The organism is Paraburkholderia sp. AV2 (assembly GCF_054968425.1).
On the sequence record NZ_JBANLK010000019.1, the window covers coordinates 80,828 to 100,715 of the forward strand.

Genomic DNA, 19,888 nt, shown 5'->3' on the forward strand with positions numbered 1-19,888 from the left:
CGGGGCCAACATTAAATGAAAGTCTTGCAATTCCAGGATCCGTCTTGCCCAAACAAGCTATTTCTCAAATCAGGGATCGATTAAGCTCTGCGCTGTTCGGTGATCGCTTAACACTTGCGGAACACGATTGCGAATGGTTCCGTATGTGATGCTGCGATGGCCCTATCGCTATCTCTGTTGCCTGTTTCTCGATGACCAAAAATCAGGATAACGAAGTAAAATATGTCGAGGATCCGGGGCTCGCCGCGCTCGTGACCATCGCCCGCTTCCACAACATTGCCGCCGACGCGGCCCAGCTCAAACACGCGGCCGCAGTGGGCACCGGCCGCTTCACCGGCAAGGATCTGGTGCTCTCGGCCCGCAGCCTGGGCCTGAAGGCGCGCATCGTCGCGTTGCGGCCCGCGACGCTCGGCAGCACACCGTTACCGGCCCTGGTGCTCGACCGCGACGGCCGTCATTTCATCCTCGCGAAGACCGACGGCAAGACCGGGCTGATCCTGGAGCCGGGCGCGCCGGCACCCACGATCAAACCGCTCGAAGAGATTGCCGCGCGCAGTACCGGCCAGATGCTGCTGTTCGCGTCACGGGCGTCGCTCGCGGGCGAACTCGCCCGCTTCGACTTCTCCTGGTTCATCCCCGCCATCGTCCGCTACCGCAAACTGTTGCTGGAAGTGCTGGGCGTGTCATTGGTGCTGCAGCTCTTCGGCCTCGTCTCGCCGCTCATGTTTCAGGTCGTGATGGACAAGGTGCTCGTGAACCGCACCTACAGCACGCTGAACGTCGTGTGCATGACGCTGCTGGTGGCTTCCGTGTTCGAGGTGCTGCTCACGGGCCTGCGCAACTACGTGTTCGCCCATACCACGAACCGTATCGACGTTGAACTCGGTGCCAGGCTGTTCCGGCATCTGGTGGCCCTGCCGCTCGCCTACTTTGGCGCGCGCCGCGTGGGCGATACGGTCGCCCGGGTGCGCGAGCTGGAAAACATCCGCAACTTCCTCACCGGACAGGCGCTCACGGCCGTCATCGACCTGGCGTTCTCGTTCGTCTTCATCGGCGTGATGTGCGTTTACAGCGTGTGGCTCACGCTGCTCGTCGTCGCCTCGCTGCCCGTGTATGGGCTCGTTTCCGCGCTGCTCGTGCCCGCGTTCCGTTCGCGGCTGAACGAGAAGTTCGCGCGCGGGGCCGACAACCAGTCGTTCCTCGTGGAGTCGGTCTCGGGCGTCGAGACGGTGAAGGCCATGGCCGTCGAGCCGCAGTTCATCCGGCGCTGGGAGTCGCAGCTTGCCGCCTATGTGAGCGCGGGATTCCGCGTGAACCAGCTCGGCAACGTCGGCCAGCAGCTGATCCAGCTCGTCGGCAAGCTCGTGACGCTCGGCACGCTCTTCATCGGCGCGCGGCTCGTGATCGACGGGCGGCTTTCCGTGGGTGAACTCGTCGCCTTCAACATGATGTCCCAGCGCGTGAGCGCGCCGGTGCTGCGTCTCGCACAACTCTGGCAGGACTTCCAGCAGATCGGCATCTCCATGCTGCGCCTGGGCGACATCCTGAACACGCGCACCGAGATTCCGCAGACGCGCCAGGCCCTGCCACCCATTCGCGGTGACGTCTCGTTCGACAACATCCGCTTCCGCTATCGTCCGGATGCGGCGCCCGTGATCGACGGCGTCTCGTTCGATATCCGGGCGGGCCAGGTGATCGGCATCGTGGGCCGCTCCGGGTCGGGCAAGAGCACGCTCACCAAGCTGCTGCAGCGGCTTTATGTGCCCGAACAGGGCATGGTGCGCATCGACGGCCAGGATCTCGCGCTGGCCGATCCCGCGTGGCTGCGCCGGCAGGTGGGTGTCGTGCTGCAGGAGAACCTGCTCTTCAACCGCTCCGTGCGCGAGAACATTGCGCTTTCCGATCCGGGCGTGCCGCTCGAAGCCGTGATTCACGCCGCGAAGCTCGCGGGTGCCCATGACTTCATCTGCGCCTTGCCCGAAGGCTACGACACCGTGGTGGGCGAACACGGCAGCAACCTCTCGGGCGGCCAGCGCCAGCGCCTCGCCATTGCGCGGGCGCTGCTCACGAGTCCGCGCATCCTCATCTTCGACGAGGCCACCAGCGCGCTCGACTTCGAGACCGAACGCATCATCCGCGACAACATGAAAGCGATCTGCGCGGGGCGCACGGTCATCATCATCGCGCACCGCCTCTCCGCCGTGCGCCACGCGGACCGCATCATCGCCATGGACCACGGCCGGATCGTCGAGCAGGGCGATCACGACGCGCTGTTGCGTCACGGCGGCTACTACGCCCACCTCGTCTCCCTGCAGGACGCCTGAGCATGAAACCGATGAAACTTCGGGCGTTCGCCGATCTCGTGAGGCGCTACGCCGCGGTGTGGCGCGCCGTGTGGGATGTACGCAGGGAACTGGAAAGGTCCGCGCGCGATGCCGACCAGCTCGCCTTCCTGCCCGCCGAACTCGAACTGGTCGAGACGCCCGTGCATCCCGCGCCGCGCTGGACGATGCGCGCGCTGGCGGCGCTCACCGTAAGCGTGCTGCTGATCGGGGTGTTCGGGCGGCTGGACATTGTAGTGACGGCCAGCGGCGAGTTCATTCCGGACGCGCGGGTCAAGACGATCCAGCCGGCGATCACCGGCGTGGTGCGAGAGATCGGTGTGCGCGACGGCGAACGGGTCGCAGCCGGCCAGTTGCTCATGAAACTGGACACGACGCAGGCCGCCGCCGATGCCGACAAGGCTCACGCCTCGCGGCTCGATGCCGCCCTGGCTGCGGCACGCGCGAACGCCCTGCTCGCGGCCCAGCGCGACGGCAAGCCGCCCGTGGTGGCGAACGTCGACGATGCGCCCGAGGCCCGCATGCAGGATGCGCAGCGCCAGGCCGAAGGCGCGTGGCTCGAATACCGCGACCAGTACGAGAGCGAACAGGCGGAACTGGCAAAACGCCAGGCGGAGCTCGACAGCACGCGCGCGGAGATCGCCAAGCTCGTGGCAACCGCCCCGCTCGCGCGCCAGCAGGCCGATGCGTACCGGGCGCTCGTCGCGGACAAATACGTCGCGCGCAACGACTATCTCGACAAGGAGCAAAGCGCCCTGGACAAGGAAAACGAGCTCACAGCACAACGCAGCCATGCGAACGAACTGGCGGCGGGGATTGCGGAGCAGCGCGCACAGGTCGAGGCGACCGCCTCGAAGTTCCGGCACGACCAGCTCGACGATCTGGAGAAGGCTACGCAGCAGCTCACGCAAAGCCGTGACGACGAAACCAAGGCGCAGACACGCCAGTCGCTCATGAGCCTCACCGCGCCGGTGGCGGGCACCGTGCAGCAACTTTCGGTGCATACGCTGGGCGGCGTGGTGACCACGGCGCAATCGCTCATGGAGATCGTGCCGGACGACGCACTGGAGGTGGAAGCGAAGCTTCAGAACAAGGACGTGGGATTCGTGCAGGTGGGCCAGCGCGCGGCAGTGAAAGTCGAGGCGTTTCCGTACACGCGCTACGGCTATCTGAACGGCACCATCACCGAAGTTTCGAACGACGCGGTGCAGGACAAAAAGCTCGGGCTGACGTTTCCGGTGCGTATCCGGCTGGAAACGAACCGCATCCGCGTGGACAACCGCTGGATCACGCTCACGCCCGGCATGGCGGTGACGGCGGACATCCGCACGGGCAAGCGCAGCGTGGTCGGGTACTTTCTCGATCCGCTGCTGCAGACCGCCCAGGAGGGGATGCGTGAGCGCTAGGAGAAGAACAGCACGGCTCGCGCTGCTGGCCGGCCTGGCCGTCTTGAGCGGTATCGCGCACGCCTTCGACGTGCTGCGCGCGGAACAGAACATCTCCGCGACCGCGGCGGGCGCCATGGACCCGGCATGCGGGTTCGACACGGCGCCGGGCCGTCCGCTGCGACTCTCGGAGGCAGTCGAACGCACGCTGTGCAACAACCCGAAGACGCGGGAAGCCTGGGCGGCCGTGAAAGCCCAGGCGGCCGGCGTCGGAGCGGCGCGCGCGGCCTACCTGCCGCAGATATCGGCCAACCTTCAGGGGATGCGCGACCACTCGGTGATCGATGTCGACAACCACCCGCTGCTGGGCTCGGATATCGAATCGACCGTGCATGCGGAGAGCGTAAGCCTGAACTGGCTGCTGTACGACTTCGGAGGGCGCGAGGCGGCGTTGCGCAACGCGAACGCACTGCTCGACGCGGCGCGGGCGACACAGGACGCCACCCTGCAGAATTTTTTTGCGACAGCTGCCAAGGACTACTACGCGGCTCAGGCGGCAATCGGCGAGCTTGTGGCGGCCAGCGACGTCGAGGACATGACACGCCAGAGCATGATTGCCGCCCAGGCGCGGACCGACAAGGGCGTGGCCCCCATCACCGACGCCCTGCAGGCACAGACGCAGCACGAGCAGGCGGTATTCAGCCTGACGAAGGCGCAAAGCGACGCACAGACGGCGCTGGGCACGCTCGCCGCCGACATGGGCCTCATGCCCGATATTCCGCTGGACGTGCCGCCGGTGACCGAAAACGCGGACACGGGCAAGACCTTCAGCGAACCGGTCACGCAGATGATCCGCGACGTGCAGGACACGCATCCGACGGTGCGGGCCGCGCAGGCGCAGTACGAAGCGGCGCTGGCGAAAGTCTCGCAGACGCGCGCGCAGGGCCTGCCCTCCCTCAGCCTCGTGGCGAAGTACAGCCGCAACAACCAGCCGCAGAGCCTGGGGCTCGGGATGCCGACGTATCCGGCGACGGGTCACGACGCCTATATCGGCGTGCAGTTGAGCATTCCGCTCTTCGAGGGATTCGGTCGGCACTACCAGGTTGATCAGGCGAGAGCCCAGGCCGAGCGGCAGCAGGACGCGGTGGACGACGCGAAGCGGCAGGTCGCGCTGGATGTGTGGAGCAGTTACCAGACGCTCACGGGCGCGACGAAAAACGCGGAGAACAGCGCAAACCTGCTGGCGATTGCGCAGCGTTCGTGGGATGCGGCGAAGCATCGCTATGACGCGGGCGTGGGGAACATCCTCGAATTGATGAACACGCAGGCGGCGCTGGCCAATGCAAGGCAGCGGCGCGTTCAGGCGCTGGCGGACTGGGATAACGCGCGGGTGAACCTGGCAGCGAAATTGGGGACGCTGGGGCGGGAGGATTTGTAGCGACGCGATAGTTCCAGCGCCCGACTCACAACAGAAACAGTTTAGAAATTGCAGTTGCGGAAGCTGCGCTGCCATGGCGCAGCTTCCATCAGTCCGATCCGGAAATCCGGATCGATTAATCATGCTCAACTCAAATGGGAGTATTTATGAGCATTTCGTTCTATGAAGTTACGCAACCCAATACCACATACACCACGGACGATGCGATGTTTGACGACGCTGCGACTAGCGGCTTTCTGGAGATATTCGGGTCGTCGAATACGGTGTTGCTTGAAAGCAGCGGCAGCTATGTGAATATCGAGGGAACAGGCAATGCGCTCAACGGGTCGAGCATCAACGGTGCTAGCGCCGTGATGTACGGTGCGAACAACTCCGTATCTCTCGGCGCTAACAGCCACGTTACTGACAACGCCGCTAGCGACACTATCACTGTTGGCGCAAACAGCTGGGTCTATGCCGCTGGCTCGAATTCCACCATTAATGCTACACAAGGGGGTACCCAGATTACCGCTTTCGATGCAAATACGGTAAGCGGCAACAATGACGTAATCGATCTTTGCGCTACGACGCATGTGATGACCATCAATGGGAACGGTAACTCGATCAGTGCCAGCACTGACGTACAGTCCAGCTACTCGGTACAACTCAGTGTGAATGGTTCAAACAACTCGATCAACATCGGCCAAAGCGTCGATCAAAATAACTGCCCAATCGAGTCAGTTTCCGTCGCGACAAGTTCCGGTTCATTTATCGAGAACGGAAACACAATTGTGCTTCTCGGCGGCGCCAGCCTGAATTCCAACATACTGTCCTACAGCAGCGCATATATAAATCTCGGCAACGGGAATATTCTTGGCGTCGGCAACCTTCAAGCGGGAACGTCGGTTGAATCTATCGACGCATCGGGTAACGCTACCTGGTCGGTATTGCAAAACCCCGGGCTGCAAAGCGCAGGCGTTGGTGCATCAGCCAATCCGCAGGCACAACAGCTCGTCCAGTCGATGGCCTCCTACGCCGCTGCTCCCGCTGGTGTTTCGTCGACGCTCACGACGCAAGATTCGGCGGCTTCGGCACCTCTGCTTGCCGCTTCGCATCATTAGGCAACCGCAATTAGGCAACCGTAGCAAGGCCAACCACGCCCTAGTAGTTGGCCCATATCACCTCGACCTGCATGTCCATGTGGGTCGAGCGATCGGACCTCGCCGCCGCTGGACCTGAATCCAGCAACGCCGTCGGGAATCGAGTCGATAAAAACGCATGTTCAATTAAATCGAGGAAATCTCATGAGTAACATCATTGAAGTTACGTCCGATGCTTCGTACACGACGGACAATGCCACGTTTGATATACAAAGCGGCGCATGACTCTACCTGAACGGCTCTTCCGACATGGTTATTGTCGAGAACGGCGCTCAGGGATGCGAGGTCACGGGAACAGGGGACACCATTATTGATACAGGCGCAAGCGGTTCTTCACTTCTTGTTTCTGGTAGTGGAAACACGGTATTTGCCGGGACTGGCGTCCAGCTTAGCGATTATGCCGACGGCGATACGATTACCGTTGGTGCAAATAATAGCGACGTGTGGCTGACCGGTGCGAATGATATCGTGTACGCAACCCGGGGCGACGATTCGATTTTCCTGCAAGGCAGCACCGGTACCCGCGTCAACGCGGACAACGATCTCATCGATATCGTCGGATTCTCCGGTGTGGGAACGACAACGGCAACGGTCTCGGGTAACAATAACGAAATTATTGAAGACCACGTTATGAACGCCCAATCAGGCCCCGTGTCGCTCGCGCTGCAAGGGTCCGGAAACTCCGTCGAATACATGAACAATGGGGTCTTCAACGTCGGCACCGACCAGGACGCCTCGAAAACAGACTTGTTGAGCCTGCAAGGAGATTCCAATGTCATCGTCCTGAATAACAACACATCGCTCGACGTCAGTGGCAACGAAAACTCGGTTAACGCCAGTAGTGATACGCAAGGGGAACTGTGGGGAGAATCCAATTATTGGAACAGCAGCATTGGCAACACTGTTTATGATCACGGTGACAGCTCCTACATAGCCGTAGCTGAGGGAAGTACCGTATACGCATACGGCACAAACGGCACCATCGTTGCGGATTCGAGTGCAGACTACATTAGCCTCGACGGCGCCGGCTATACCATCAACGCCGTCAACGACACGATTGACGCAACCTCCGGTAACTCGTTCGCCCTGACTGGCTCGGGCAATTCGATCAACATGAACTACGATTTGTCCGCGCGGTATGGCCAGGCAGTGCAGATCGGATCTGCCTCGCTAACGGTCGAATCCGGAGAGATCGTGCTGAACAGCAGCATGGCTGGAGCGGGCGCGGAACAGTTCGTCAACGGGGTGTTGACCCTGCAGCTTGGCAACGGAAACATCGCCACGATCAGCGACGTTACGTCGGGCACGGTCTTCAACTTCAACGGATCGAGCGCCACACTGCAGAATTCGGGTGTGGGCAGCAGCCTGGGCGCCTCGGTTTCCGACACGCAGACCGCGCAACTGGTTGCCGCCATGGCCACCTACTCAAGCGGAGCCGCCAGCGTCTCGTCGCCGACGATGACGCAAACGGCAACTCAGCCGTCCCTGTTCGCGTCGGCGCATCAGTAAGCGAAGGCGAGCGTACCGTCTGACGGTACGCGTTTCCCACCGTCAACGATCAGCAGAGGAAGATTGAGTCTCGTCTTCTTCGCCCGATCCGCCAAGCCGGCCTGTCATTACAGCAAGAGGACAGGCCGGAGCTTCCGCGGAAGGCTATCTGGCTCGGCACCGCGCTTATCGCCATCCAACCCCTCGTTTTCCCTGGAATGCCTGCCATAGCCAGGATCGGGGCTAAATAACGCCCGCTTTCTGCCGTTATATATTCCATGATTGGATCTTTGTTCCATCAAAGAAACGTAAGCGAGACCTGGCAACCCGCCCCCTCCCACAATGAAAAACCTCACGCTCAACGCGCGCATCGCCGCCACGATCGCGTTCCTCGCCCTGCTGCTGATCGCGACCGGCGTGATCGGCATCGTCGGCATGGCCGAAAGCGACCGAGCCCAGCACGAGGCCTATGAGACTCACTACGCGTCGGTGGTCGCCCTCGGCAAGTCGGGCACGGCCATGTCGCGCGCCCGCTTCGGACTGGACTGGGCAATCGCCAATCCGCAGTCGCCACAGCTAGGCATGCAGTTGGACCGGGCCAACGGCCTGCTCGCGGAATCCGACCGTCACTGGGCCGATTTCCGCGCGCTGCCGAAGACGCTGGAGCTCGCCGCCCTCACCGACGACCTGGACGCGAAGCGCAACGCCGTGCGCCACGACGGCGTCGACCGCCTGATCGCAGCGATCCGCAGCGGCAACACGGGGTGGATGGACGAGAGCCGCGCGCAGCATCTGATCGCGCTCTACACGGCAATGAACGCGAGCCAGAGCGCGCTGGAGCGCTATCTGGACGAACAAGCGACGCAAACGGAAGCCCATTCCACGAGCCTCTTTCACGCCATGCTCGCCACCTGCACGGCGAGCATCGTGCTCGCGCTGGGCGTGGCGTTCCTGAGCTGGCGCGCCCTGCGCCGCGCGATCATGACGCCGCTCACGAGCGCGCTGCACCAGTTCGACGCCATCGCCGCGGGTGACCTCAGCACCCGCGTGACCGTGCGCGCGAACGACGAGATGGGCACGCTGCTGCACGCGCTCGGCGCGATGCAGGAGCGCCTGCTGGGCACGGTGGCCTCGGTGCGCACCGGCTCCCAGGCCATCGCCTCTGCCACGCAGGAGATCGCAGCGGGCAATCAGGATCTCTCGCAGCGCACCGAGGAGCAGGCTGCCTCACTGGGCGAAACCGCTTCGGCCATGGAACAGCTCACGGCCACGGTCCAACTGAACGCGGTCAACGCCGAGCAGGCGAGCGGTCTTGCGCGCGACGCATCGAATCTCGCGGCGAATGGCCGCAACGCCATGAGCGGCGTGATCGAGACCATGCGCGCGATCCATACGGGCTCCGCACAGATGACGGGCATCATCGGCACGATCGAGAGCATCGCCTTCCAAACCAACATCCTCGCGCTCAATGCGGCCGTCGAAGCGGCGCGCGCCGGCGACGAAGGCCGCGGCTTCGCCGTCGTGGCGGGCGAAGTGCGCAGCCTCGCGCAACGCTCGGCAACGGCGGCGCGCGAAATCGGCGCGCTGATCGCCGAATCCACGTCGCGTGTCGAGCGCGGCGCGAGTCTGGTCGAGAGCGCAGGCGGGACGATGCAACAGGTGGAGACGGCGGTAACGCGCGTGACGAGCATCGTGGGCGAGATCGCACAGGCGTCGCGCGAACAAAGCGAAGGCATCCAGCAGGTTGGTCTCGCGATCACGCAGATGGACGAGGTGACGCAGCAGAACGCCGCGCTCGTGGAACAATGCGCGGCAGCGGCGGCCTCCCTTGCCGATCAGGCCCACACGCTGCGCGAATTGACGGGGGGCTTCAAGGTCGCCTGAGCACACGGCCGGCGTACACCACCAGCGGTGCGCGCTGGCAAAACGTCATAAAATTGCCGAATGCAAACCTACGTCGCTTTCCTGCGCGCCGTGAATGTGGGCGGCACCGGCAAACTCCCCATGGCGGAACTCCGCGCGATGGCGGAAGCCATCGGCTTTGCGAACGTACGCACTTATATCGCAAGCGGCAACCTCGTCTTTGCCAGTGCGCTTTCCGAAGCGAAGGCCAAGTCCGCGCTCGAACGCCGCCTCGACGGGTACGCCGGCAAACCGGTCGGCGTGCTCGTTCGCACGGGCGGCGAACTGGCCGCGGTGCTGCGCGCCAATCCGTTCACCACGGCGGCACTCAACCGAACAGTTGCGATCTTTCTCGACGCGCCGCCGCCCGCCGACACGCTGGCGCACATAAGCGGCCTCGGCACCGAAGCAATCGCGCTCGGCAAACGCGAGATCTACGTCCATTACCCGGACGGCATGGCACGCTCGAAGCTCCGGATTCCGGCAGCAAAGGCGGGCACAGCACGCAACATGAATACCATCGCCACGCTAGCCGAATGGGCAGCGCAATGAGGCGAAGATAACCCGCCGCGCGTCAACCCCTCAAAACTTGTGCTGGAGCGAAACGGCGGCTCCCGTATCGTGGCCGTGCGTGACGGAAAGGTGCGCACTGGCGGAAACGCGCCAGTCGTTGACCATCATCGCAAGCCGGCGCGTGGTATGTGCGGCTGAGCCCGTGCCTTCATCCGACAACTGAAGCAGGCTCAGCAGCGAAGCCGACGAGGCCACCGTGCCGAACCCACTCTCCACGGATGTTGCTTGCGGTTGCTGTTGCAGATGCGAGGAACCGGAAGACGACGGCACGGCAGCACGCCCAAACGTTTCGGGCGAAGCGGCATAAAAGTCGGAAGGACTGAGCCCGGCCGTGGCCTCCTGGTAAGACGAATATTGCAAAGCGTAGCGGAAGACGTACTGGCCCGGCTCCGGTATGGGCGAAACGACCTCCATGGGCAGCGGCGCAATCGAGGCAAGCAGCACGCCAGCGGACGCGCCGTCGGCAACGCCCTCCGCAAGGGCGTTGCCGCTCAGGGCGAGACAGATCACGCTGGTAGCCCAGCGTGGTTCGCGATGGCCTTTCGTGAGCATGATTTTCATCCTGCAAGGATTCAAAACATCACACTTCACAGGATACGGATCAGCGCGCCGGGTCTCGCTTCGGCCCGTGAAACGGCTAACCCGCCCGCCAGCCTGAAGTCATGGAGGCAGGCAAACACCGCAGCAATATTAAGGGATCCTTTTCTTTATAGTCGAAACCGGCAAAGGCACCAAGTCGTCTCGCACCGGAGCCGTTCGTTTTGCATGGCAGACGAATTCATTCGCGCACCAGGCGGTGCGCAGGTAAACGTTTGATTGCCTCAGCAATGAGTTGGCGACGCGAGGCCCGACGCCTCGCCAATTTCATGCCGGTTTAGAAACGATGGCACATGCCCGCCGTCACGCCCACCTGATTGGGCGTGGATGACGCTGGCAGCAGACCTGCGATAGACGTTGCATTGCCCACCACATCACCCTGCCCGTTGTCGTACACGTCGCCCGATGCGTGCTGATACACACCGGCGAAGTAGACATCCGTACGCTTGCTGAGCGAATAGTCCACGCCGAGCGTGACCGAATTCCACTTCGGGCTGCTCGATTCCGTAACCGAGCCGGACGTGTTGGCCCACCTATACGTATAGTTGCCTACCAGGGCGAGCGCTGGCGTCAAGCCATAGGTGTGTTGCAGGCTTGCGCCGTAGGGCACCGTAACGGCGGGCGACGAAAGCGCGGCCGCACCCGGGTCGCTGTCCATCTGGTCATACGCAGCGGCAATGGTAAACGGGCCGATCTTGTAGCCGGCGCCGATGCTCCACACGCGTCCGTTCGGGAAGGCGCCCGGATCGTTGCCAAGACCATGAAGGGCACCGAAATGGAAACCCAGATAGTTGGTGCTTTCGAACTTGACTGAATTGGCGATGGAATATTGGGCGCCGATGTTGTCGTTCACGATAACGTAAACCAGGCAGTTCTCAGGAGGATTACTGATATTGCATGGTGAGCGTCATCGACGAGTTAGCAGTACCCGGACTGACTGTTGAATCAGTCTGGTAGTAGCGCGCAGTAAGCGGAATCGTATAGTTACCGCCCGTGGTCAAATAGTTACTCAGTTTCTGGTAACTGCTCAACGGGAGCGGTGCCGAACCGTCACTGTTGAGCAACTGCACGCCCATGCCCGACGCTGTCGAACTGCCGTCCAATGCCACGACGGACTGACTGCTGTTGACAACCGCGGTCACCGGGTCGATGCGATACGAAACGGTATTGATACCTGAAGGGCAGCTATTGAGATTGATCATAAAACCGACACTCGCTGTACTCGTGCCCACACCAGACAATTCGCTTGTCTTGTGGGTACCCAGCGGCACGGTGACATCGGGGGTCATGCAAGACACCTCCGTGATGGCGATGGGATTACTGAGCACGACGTACTCGGGAATAATGCCGCCCGCTTCGTACTGACCCACTGTGCCCCCCGGCACGGTAGTCCCTGGCGGAATATCTCCTGTCTTCACGAGGGCGAACTGAACGTCGTAGCTGCCATAGTTAATGATTGCATCTGGGGCCGCCGCGTCGTTAGGGTACGCAGCCCGGGCGGCGCTGGTGGTGCTGTTGAGGATGTACTCCCACGCAAGACCGGTGTTCGTACCAACGGGTAACTGGGTACCCGATGAAGGGTTCGAGCCGATTTGATTCAAAACACCTCGGGATTCGCCGCCAGCACAGGTAATGAGGACCACTCCTGACGGAGTAGTGCTGGCAGACGTGTAGATCACCGTGCCGTTCGGCGTGTCGCGAGGCACGGACAGCGTCAGTGGCACAATAATATTAATAGACCGGCTGGCACTTCCAGAATTAAACGTACAGGTGGCATTCGCCGGTTTCGGGCCGAAAATGAGAAAGAGCAGCAACAGTGCCACAAACCTCTGTATCCCGATCTTTCTGCTTTTTTTTGCGAACATTCGCGTGCTTTCCATTCGTGTACTTCCCATCAAAACGCCTTCGGCTACATCTGTGATGCCCTCCGAGACAGATAAATTAGTGCTTCCCTGGTACAAGGCTAAGCGCAACTTGAGTGACGAATCATTCAAAGCGTTCAGTTATATGTAAAGTTCACCGTAGCCGTTGCCGCCACCGTACCTGCTGTCAGCGTACTAAGCCTGTAAAACTGGACGACAAACGGAACCGTCATCGCATTCGTCGATCCCACCACGCCAAGGTTGACCGCGTTGTTTAACGTAACTGGCGTACCGGTTGTCGCGCCGACGCTACCCGCAAGCAGAATCTGCACTCCCATGCCGGTAGCCGTACCGGTGCTCTGCAACACACTCTGAACCGTATCCATCGTACCCGCCACCGTCATTGTGACATTCGTGCCCGGTGCGCAATCGGTGAGGTTCAGATTGAAGGCAGTGGGATTGCTGGTACTACCGACCGAGGCGAAGTTGGAAATCGGTGCACTACCCAGAGGCACGGTTTGATTCTGACTTGCACTATCGATAGTGCAAGACGGCGTCAGGAACGTTCCTGTGAACGTTAAGGTTGCGTCCGCAGCGAATGCCGATCCAGTCATCACCGACATAAGGATAGCAAAAGAAAATAATAGCTTTCCCACGCTCGCATTAATCGCTTTAAGTTTAGACATATTGATCCTCCAACAGGAATGGAAACGCCTGGAAATCAACCCCGGAGAATTTACCTGGCTGCCCGAGTTTTCCGTTCTCGACTTCCACGTCATGAATACTGATAAATCAGTAGTAGGTCATGGTGAGCGTCATTGACGTATTGGCCGGACCTGCTGCCACCGTGGAACCAGTCTGGTAATAACGAGCCTGGAGCGAAATGGTATAGCTACCACCGGTACTCGTGTTGTAGCCACTGTATGTCTGATTATTGCTTAAAGCGTAAGGGGTCGAGCCGTCACTTTGCAGCAATTGAATACCAACACCGGTAGCCGACGAAGTACTGTCCAACGCCACGACTGATTGCGCGCTATTTAGCACCGCTGTAGTAGGATCAATCCGGTATTGAATGGCCGGTTGGAGCACAGTACCCAGTCCGGCTGGACAATTATTGATATTGATATTGAAACTGGCTGCGCTGGTGAAAGTCCCCGCCCCTTTCAACTCACTGGTCAAATGTGTTCCGAGTGGAATCGTAACGTCAGGCGTCGTACAGCTTGCTTGAGTGAAACTTATCGCCCCCGTAGCGTTGACAGGTGCCAGAGGGCTGCCACTGAACGTTTTGTACGTGCCAGTTCCGATAGCTGCGCCAGCAGTACCAGTCCCCACCTGAAAAGTCGTCACTTGGCCAGGCGAAATTGGCCCCGTTTTTACAAAGGCTATTTGTACACCCAAGCCGGCGTTGTAATAAAGAGGGTTGAGCGACCAGTCATTACCTACAATATAAATGGTCGTCGAGCTCGGAACGGCAGAGTAACTGCTCCAGCCGGTGTCCCAGCCGCCAACCACATAGTCGAATCGTGACATCGACTCAACGACGTAACCCACACCAGCTACGTTAGTCGGAAATACAGGAAGGGAGAGTCCGCCAATGCTCACCTGCTGCCCCGTTGGTGCAACGGCTGATCCTATGCCCACGCCAATATACTGAGTGAAAGTACCCAGACAGGTTGAGTAGGGCCATGCCTGCGCTGTAAACCATTGTGTGAGTTGCGTGCCCACGGGCACATCTCGCCCAACTGTGATGGAGCCGGAGATGGGAATGTTAATTGTGACGGGGGTACTGCAGTTCAATGCGTCCGCCGCCATCGCGACGCGCGCATGAAGCACCGGAACGCACACTAGCAGCGCCAGAGCCATGCTTCGAAGCGCACCAAACACCCACCACTTTCGATTTGAATTGCTAAAGTAATTCATTTTTCTTGCCTTGAAGTTTGTCAATTCACTGGCAGCTCGCGTCTGCAAACTGGGTCGTCATCGACTCGCCCTTCTTCGCGACCGGCATGTCGTAGTGAACCTTGCAGCTCTGTCCAATGCCCTCGCCCCACTTCACGGTCAGGTCGTTGGCCGCCTGCTTGCTGAAGAACATGGCGCGGCTACCCTGGGTTACCGTGCCTACGCTGTTCCCGTTGCCATCCAGCACATCGGCACCGAACGGCACCACGTCTCCGTTCGTGCGACGCAGGCTCATGATGACCGCCTGGCCGCGATAGTCCGTATCGAACTTCACGCGCACCACCGCACCCGCCGTCGGCGCGAAGTGCTGCTCGGTGCTCTTGAGCTCGACACCCATCGGCAGGCCCTTCGTGTCGATTTCCGCGTCGTTCAGTTCGTACGGCATCATGCCGCCGATGATGGCGTGACCATGCGTATCGACCACCACGCCCGGCGCGCTGGCCACGCGTGCGCCTACCGCATCCTTCGCTTCGATTATCGCCATCGTGTCGCCGGTCTGCGAGGTGAGCGCAACACCGCCCTCGTACGCCACCACCGAACCCGACAGGCCACCGCCCACCTGCGAGTAGCCGTTCGCATAGCCGGCATTGACGCGCGCCTGGGTGAACGGCGCGAGGTAGCCCGCGTTGGCGTTCACGCTTGCACCCTGGCCACCGGTCGTATAGCCCGCCGTGGCACCGTAGTTGATCTGGTTGTCCTTGCCTGCCGCGCCCGAGAAGCTCTCCTGGATCTGGTCCGTATTCGTGAGCGAGTCGTGCGTGTAGCTCGTCGTCGTGTTGGCAATGGTCGAGCCGATGTCGAGCGGAACGTTCAGATTGAGCATGAAGCGGTTGTCCCACCGCGATGTGCCGGTGTCGTACTCGCGCGAGGCCGAAACGCCTACGCCCACCCGGCGGATGTTGGTGTTGTAGCCCACCTGGAACGACGTGTCGGTACCCTGCCGGTTCCAGTAGTTCTGGACATAGCCGGACGCATACACCGAGCCCCACGAGCCCAGCGTCTGGTTCAGCGTGAGCTGGAGCCGGCCCTTCTGGATGCCGGTGTCCGTATTGGGGATGCCGCGCTGCGCGTAATCGCGCAGCGTCATCGCATCCGCGAGACTCAGGTAGCCACTGGTCGAATAGCGGTAGGCCGCCAGCGTGACGTCAGTATCCGTCGGCGCGAACACGCGCGAATACGAAAGACGCAAGCTCTGGCCGCTACGGCCCGGCATCTGCGGAATGTTCGTGTTCGCCTGGGTCACGTCCAGGGCAAAGGCACCCAAGGGGGTGTTCACCGCGGCCCCGACCTCGCCGGCAACGTAATCCGTAGCCCCGATCAGGCCGCCATACAGCGTGACGAAGTTGTTGATACCGCGCTGCAACGTCCCTTCGAACACGAACGGATGGCTGTCGATGCTCGTATCGCGATACTCGCCCGCAGTCACGAAGTAACGCCAGCGGCCCTCGCGCAGCGCGTTCACCGGCGCCGCATACGGTATCGAGGAAACGTGCTGGCTGCCGTCGGCTTCGGTCACGACCACCTGCAGGTCACCACCATAGCCAGTGGGATACAGGTCATTAATCTCGAACGCGCCCGGTGCCACGGTCGTTTCATAAATGATGTTGCCGTTCTGCTTGACCTGAACCTTGGCATTGGTGTTGGCAATGCCGCGCACGATCGGCGCATACCCCCTCTGCGACTCGGGGTACATGCGGTCGTCCGTGCCCAGTTGCACGCCGCGCACGCCGAAGCTGTCGAACACTTCGCCGTCCGTGTACGAGTCGCCCAGCGTGAGTTCGCTCTTGATGGGCGTGAACGAACGCTGCAGGTACGTTTGCATGCTCTGCACGTGCGTGCCGGAATCCGTCTGACTCGTGATATTGCCGTTGTACCGAAAGCGCCAGGCGCCCATGTTCAGGCCGGCCGTAAGACCCAGGTAGCCCTGCGTGGTCGAAAAGCCGCTGCCGTTCGTGTGGTAGACGTTGGCGTTGTACTGCAGCGTCGCCGCCGTCACGCCATCGTCCCAGTACTTCGGATCGACCCAGCCGCGTGCGTTGCGGCTCAACGCCGCCTGCGGAATGCTCAGGTCGAGGCGTTGCTCGCCCGGATCGAACGTGGCGGTTGCCTGAGGAATCAGCTCGGGCAGCAGCACAACGCTGGTACCCTTGGCCACGGCATCGAGCTTTGTGCTCGCCGCTTCCGGCAGGCGCATGACATCAACGCCCGCGCGGGTGAGCAGATCGCGGTCAAATATCGGCTGGACGTTGTTCTTTTGCCCGTCGACTTCACGCAGCGTGACGTCGGTTACGCCAATCCACACTCCATTCACATAAAGCGCAGCGCGATAGTGGCCCGGCATGGCGACATTACCCTTGTTGAAACGGGTGATGTCCGTGCCTGCCGCGCCGGTACCGCTGAAGAACTGGGTATTGAACTCCACGCTTTGAGGTGCGGCCGGGGTGGCCGGTGTAGCGCCAGTAGTTGCGTTGCCACCTGCCGTAACAGGCGCAGACACGTTCTGCGGCGTAGCCTGAGTTCCGTTGCTTGTTGCCGGCTGACCAGCGGACGTGGACAGCGGAGTGCTCTGCACATCGTTCACCGAGATCGATGCACCCGGCTGAGCCACGCTGGCATCGGGAAGATCACCGGCCTGCGCCGCTGCGGCCGCAAACGCGAGCAGCACGGCCACACTGGCCTGGCTAAGCGAAAGCGAGCCGGCGTACGCGTGATTGAAATGGGACTGTGACTGATGGCTCATGGTTATGATCAAGATCCGCAGGCAGCACTGCCCCAGCCGACGCGTCAAATCACCGGCACACGGACCTTCTACCTCGCAGCGTTTAGTGGTTCTGTTCGCTCAGCGCGACTCAAGCTAAATCCGAAGCACTTCAACTGAAATTTGCTTCGGAATCCTTATATTTTATAATTTGCATGCTCCGTAATCGGACATGCCAAAGAGTTATTGCAGTGCTGCCTCGTGCTTGATCGGACCACCGTAATCGTTGAGCGTGGTGAACGTCACCTTGCCACCCGCTACGGCCGCAGCCGAGAGCGGCAACGCGGTCTGCCCACCGGGCGCCACCATGTCACCGTCTTCGAACTTCGGCGCATGTTCGCCCTCGCCCACATGGGCTTCGATGATCGTGACGTAATACGGCGTGGGATTGGACACCAGCAGCGCGGGCTTGCCGGCCTTATCGCCCACATGCCACATGAGCTTATCCGGTGCATCATCGGCCTTGCCCGGCAGACCCGCCGGGCGGAAGAAGAACTTCAGGCGCGAGCGGAACGCAAGCTGCACGTAGTTGTCACTGCTTTCCTCCGCCTTGGGTTTGGGCGGCACTTCGAGCAGATTGAACCACAGCAGGGTTTCATGGTCCTTCGGCATCGCTTCGCCGGTATACGAAATGCGGATAGTCTGTGACTTGCCCGGGTCGATGCGCGCGAGCGGCGGCGTCATGATGAAAGGCAGGTCGAGCTTGCTCGGATCGGCCTTCGGATCGCCCTTGTCGAGCCATACCTGGGTCAGCGCCGGCGACTGGCCGACGTTGGAGAGCTTAAGCGTCACTTCGCTATCCGTGGAGTTATAGACCACGCGCGTACCCGCAATGACGACCGATGCATGCGCCGCAACAGGCAACATCGCGCCCAGAACCAGCGCACCTGCGGCCATGGCGCTGCTGAGGAGTTTTCGGATATTCATGACGCTCAACCAGAGAACAAAATTCTGTGAAATGGTGTTTCGCGCATTTGTGCGGCACAACCCGTTCCGGCATCGGTGCCTGAGTGCGAAATCAACATAAATAAAGCCAGACGGAAGAAAGCGGCCGCACGCAAGACCTAATCAGAGACCTACCCGGATCCGTAGGAAGGGCAGGTACCCGCGAGCCGCTATTTCGTGGCCAACCTTGCGGACGAAGGCGCTCGGGCGCTCCGTCCGCACACCAGTGGATTACTGGTAAGACATCGAGTACGTGACGTTGGTCGTCACAGCACCCTGAGTCGCGCCGCCAGTCGGCGAAATGTATTGCGCTGCATACTGCAGGTTCGCGGCACCGCTGCTGATCGTGACCAGATTCGAGTTCTGCGCACCATCGGCCTTGCTCACATCGATGACATTCGAACCGTTGTTGTAGTCCAGCAACTGAACTTCCACGTTGGTAGCGCTGCCGTTGTTCAACAGATTGCCGTCGGCCAGCGTGTTCGAGCCGTATTCAAAGAACGTGCGCACCTTACCCGATTGTGCGCAGTTCGTCAGGGCGATGCTGAAACCCGTTGCGCCAACGACCGAACCCGCAGCCGAAAGTGCCGCTGCCGACTCGGTCGGCAGCGTGACCGTGAAATTGTTAGAACCCGAGCCGTTACCATTCACCGTGCAGGTTTGGGCAGTCAGCGCGCCATTGATGGTCAGCACACCACCGTTGTTTGCCGGACCAGCATGCGCACCAGCAGCAGCCAGACCCATCGCAGCGACGATCGTGCTAATAGCGATCTTTTTCATTTTCAAACTTTCCTGAATTGTCATCATCTTTAAAATGACCAGATCCACTCAATCGATTCCGCCGAAGGCATCAAACGCATCTGTCAATTTGCGATTTACCGCCCGGAACCGCGTTGAATCCATGGCTCTGGTTTCCTCGCCCCTTAATCTCGGGCCAATGCAATTATCGGAAGCCACAGGGCATTCAGGGATAGAACTGGTACGAAATCGCCTTGCTGTCTACCGGATTTTTCCTTTTTTAAATATTCCCCGAATCAGGCCAAGCGAAAACTCCGCAACAGCCCATGTAGGCGTTTCCTGTCGGTGTGCGTCGCACATTGTCGAAAGGCTCGCGAGTATGTTAGATAACAAGCGGGGGGGCTGAAATGGTAATCAGTCAGCCAAATTTTTAAAAATTGTTCGATAGCATCACGCGAGAAGCTTCGCTACGCTTGCCTGAACTAGCCGACTGCTAGCAAACCATGGGAGCTTACTCGCCGTGCATCAACGCCAACGTTTCGATTCATCCGCAATTAGTGCGGCACTCGTCGCCTTCGGTTCGCTGACCGATTCCGAGCAGCGCAGCTTTATCTCCAGCCTGAATATCTTCCTGCTGTCTTCCTCGCCTCAGAAGCGGCACTTCATCGAACAGTGGAAAAATGAGGTGGAAAAGGGGGTGAAACTCGAGGCATGAAATCCGCCCCGGTGGAAAAACGCGTTGCGAACCGGGCGGCCAGACCA

General features: G+C 60.6%; 16 protein-coding genes. 8 read left to right on the forward strand and 8 right to left on the reverse strand.

What is annotated here, in order from left to right; all coding sequences use genetic code 11:
- Nucleotides 1–191 precede the first annotated feature (191 nt).
- From V8683_RS15480 to V8683_RS15510, 7 genes are all read left to right on the forward strand, one after another.
- Nucleotides 192–2,324 carry a type I secretion system permease/ATPase gene (locus tag V8683_RS15480; protein WP_411193250.1) on the forward strand — a complete coding sequence of 711 codons (2,133 nt, stop codon included), beginning with the start codon at nucleotides 192–194 and terminating at the stop codon, nucleotides 2,322–2,324.
- A 2-nt stretch (nucleotides 2,325–2,326) separates the two neighbouring features.
- Complete coding sequence (locus tag V8683_RS15485; RefSeq protein WP_411193251.1) at nucleotides 2,327–3,748, forward strand: HlyD family type I secretion periplasmic adaptor subunit; 1,422 nt, start codon at nucleotides 2,327–2,329, stop codon at nucleotides 3,746–3,748.
- Nucleotides 3,738–5,165 carry a TolC family protein gene (locus V8683_RS15490; protein WP_411193252.1) on the forward strand — a complete coding sequence of 476 codons (1,428 nt, stop codon included), beginning with the start codon at nucleotides 3,738–3,740 and terminating at the stop codon, nucleotides 5,163–5,165. Before V8683_RS15485 ends, V8683_RS15490 begins: the two co-directional genes overlap by 11 nt.
- A 146-nt stretch (nucleotides 5,166–5,311) precedes the next feature.
- Nucleotides 5,312–6,265, forward strand: a complete 954-nt coding sequence (locus tag V8683_RS15495; protein WP_411193253.1) for a hypothetical protein — start codon at nucleotides 5,312–5,314, stop codon at nucleotides 6,263–6,265.
- Nucleotides 6,266–6,553: 288 nt separating this feature from the next.
- Nucleotides 6,554–7,813 carry a hypothetical protein gene (locus V8683_RS15500; RefSeq protein WP_411193254.1) on the forward strand — a complete coding sequence of 420 codons (1,260 nt, stop codon included), beginning with the start codon at nucleotides 6,554–6,556 and terminating at the stop codon, nucleotides 7,811–7,813.
- A gap of 321 nt (nucleotides 7,814–8,134) precedes the next feature.
- Complete coding sequence (locus V8683_RS15505; protein ID WP_411193255.1) at nucleotides 8,135–9,676, forward strand: methyl-accepting chemotaxis protein; 1,542 nt, start codon at nucleotides 8,135–8,137, stop codon at nucleotides 9,674–9,676.
- A gap of 60 nt (nucleotides 9,677–9,736) precedes the next feature.
- Nucleotides 9,737–10,246: a DUF1697 domain-containing protein gene (locus tag V8683_RS15510; RefSeq protein WP_411193256.1), complete on the forward strand. Its 510-nt coding sequence runs from the start codon at nucleotides 9,737–9,739 to the stop codon at nucleotides 10,244–10,246.
- A gap of 30 nt (nucleotides 10,247–10,276) precedes the next feature.
- On the opposite strand, the gene V8683_RS15515 is transcribed toward V8683_RS15510, so the two are convergent.
- The 8 genes from V8683_RS15515 to V8683_RS15550 all read right to left on the reverse strand — a co-directional run bounded on the left by V8683_RS15515 (nucleotide 10,277) and on the right by V8683_RS15550 (nucleotide 19,168).
- On the reverse strand, nucleotides 10,277–10,819 hold the full coding sequence (locus tag V8683_RS15515) for a hypothetical protein (RefSeq protein WP_411193257.1): 543 nt from the start codon (nucleotides 10,817–10,819) through the stop codon (nucleotides 10,277–10,279).
- A 322-nt stretch (nucleotides 10,820–11,141) separates the two neighbouring features.
- Nucleotides 11,142–11,717 carry a porin gene (locus tag V8683_RS15520; RefSeq protein WP_411193258.1) on the reverse strand — a complete coding sequence of 192 codons (576 nt, stop codon included), beginning with the start codon at nucleotides 11,715–11,717 and terminating at the stop codon, nucleotides 11,142–11,144.
- A gap of 31 nt (nucleotides 11,718–11,748) precedes the next feature.
- On the reverse strand, nucleotides 11,749–12,729 hold the full coding sequence (locus V8683_RS15525) for a fimbrial protein (RefSeq protein WP_411193259.1): 981 nt from the start codon (nucleotides 12,727–12,729) through the stop codon (nucleotides 11,749–11,751).
- Nucleotides 12,730–12,863: 134 nt separating this feature from the next.
- Nucleotides 12,864–13,412 (reverse strand): fimbrial protein, encoded by a 549-nt coding sequence (locus V8683_RS15530; RefSeq protein WP_411193260.1) that lies wholly within the window; start codon nucleotides 13,410–13,412, stop codon nucleotides 12,864–12,866.
- Between the two features lie 106 nt (nucleotides 13,413–13,518).
- Nucleotides 13,519–14,646, reverse strand: a complete 1,128-nt coding sequence (locus V8683_RS15535) for a fimbrial protein (RefSeq protein ID WP_411193261.1) — start codon at nucleotides 14,644–14,646, stop codon at nucleotides 13,519–13,521.
- A 25-nt stretch (nucleotides 14,647–14,671) separates the two neighbouring features.
- Nucleotides 14,672–17,425: a fimbria/pilus outer membrane usher protein gene (locus V8683_RS15540; RefSeq protein ID WP_411193262.1), complete on the reverse strand. Its 2,754-nt coding sequence runs from the start codon at nucleotides 17,423–17,425 to the stop codon at nucleotides 14,672–14,674.
- A gap of 201 nt (nucleotides 17,426–17,626) precedes the next feature.
- Entirely contained in the window at nucleotides 17,627–18,370 is a 744-nt protein-coding gene (locus V8683_RS15545) for a fimbria/pilus periplasmic chaperone (RefSeq protein WP_411193263.1), read from the reverse strand.
- Between the two features lie 249 nt (nucleotides 18,371–18,619).
- Complete coding sequence (locus V8683_RS15550) at nucleotides 18,620–19,168, reverse strand: fimbrial protein (RefSeq protein WP_462848089.1); 549 nt, start codon at nucleotides 19,166–19,168, stop codon at nucleotides 18,620–18,622.
- Nucleotides 19,169–19,646: 478 nt separating this feature from the next.
- Here V8683_RS15550 and V8683_RS15555 point away from each other — a divergent pair, with 478 nt between their 5' ends.
- Nucleotides 19,647–19,841 (forward strand): hypothetical protein, encoded by a 195-nt coding sequence (locus V8683_RS15555; protein ID WP_411193265.1) that lies wholly within the window; start codon nucleotides 19,647–19,649, stop codon nucleotides 19,839–19,841.
- Nucleotides 19,842–19,888: the final 47 nt, after the last annotated feature.

Bases quoted from the DNA above. Each gene is read 5' to 3' on its own strand.
- V8683_RS15480 (WP_411193250.1), top strand. From the start codon at position 192: ATGACCAAAAATCAGGATAACGAAGTAAAATATGTCGAGGATCCGGGG.
- V8683_RS15485 (WP_411193251.1), top strand. From the start codon at position 2,327: ATGAAACCGATGAAACTTCGGGCGTTCGCCGATCTCGTGAGGCGCTAC.
- V8683_RS15495 (WP_411193253.1), top strand. From the start codon at position 5,312: ATGAGCATTTCGTTCTATGAAGTTACGCAACCCAATACCACATACACC.
- V8683_RS15500 (WP_411193254.1), top strand. From the start codon at position 6,554: ATGGTTATTGTCGAGAACGGCGCTCAGGGATGCGAGGTCACGGGAACA.
- V8683_RS15505 (WP_411193255.1), top strand. From the start codon at position 8,135: ATGAAAAACCTCACGCTCAACGCGCGCATCGCCGCCACGATCGCGTTC.
- V8683_RS15510 (WP_411193256.1), top strand. From the start codon at position 9,737: ATGCAAACCTACGTCGCTTTCCTGCGCGCCGTGAATGTGGGCGGCACC.
- V8683_RS15515 (WP_411193257.1), bottom strand. From the start codon at position 10,819: ATGCTCACGAAAGGCCATCGCGAACCACGCTGGGCTACCAGCGTGATC.
- V8683_RS15525 (WP_411193259.1), bottom strand. From the start codon at position 12,729: ATGTTCGCAAAAAAAAGCAGAAAGATCGGGATACAGAGGTTTGTGGCA.
- V8683_RS15530 (WP_411193260.1), bottom strand. From the start codon at position 13,412: ATGTCTAAACTTAAAGCGATTAATGCGAGCGTGGGAAAGCTATTATTT.
- V8683_RS15535 (WP_411193261.1), bottom strand. From the start codon at position 14,646: ATGAATTACTTTAGCAATTCAAATCGAAAGTGGTGGGTGTTTGGTGCG.
- V8683_RS15540 (WP_411193262.1), bottom strand. From the start codon at position 17,425: ATGAGCCATCAGTCACAGTCCCATTTCAATCACGCGTACGCCGGCTCG.
- V8683_RS15545 (WP_411193263.1), bottom strand. From the start codon at position 18,370: ATGAATATCCGAAAACTCCTCAGCAGCGCCATGGCCGCAGGTGCGCTG.
- V8683_RS15550 (WP_462848089.1), bottom strand. From the start codon at position 19,168: ATGAAAAAGATCGCTATTAGCACGATCGTCGCTGCGATGGGTCTGGCT.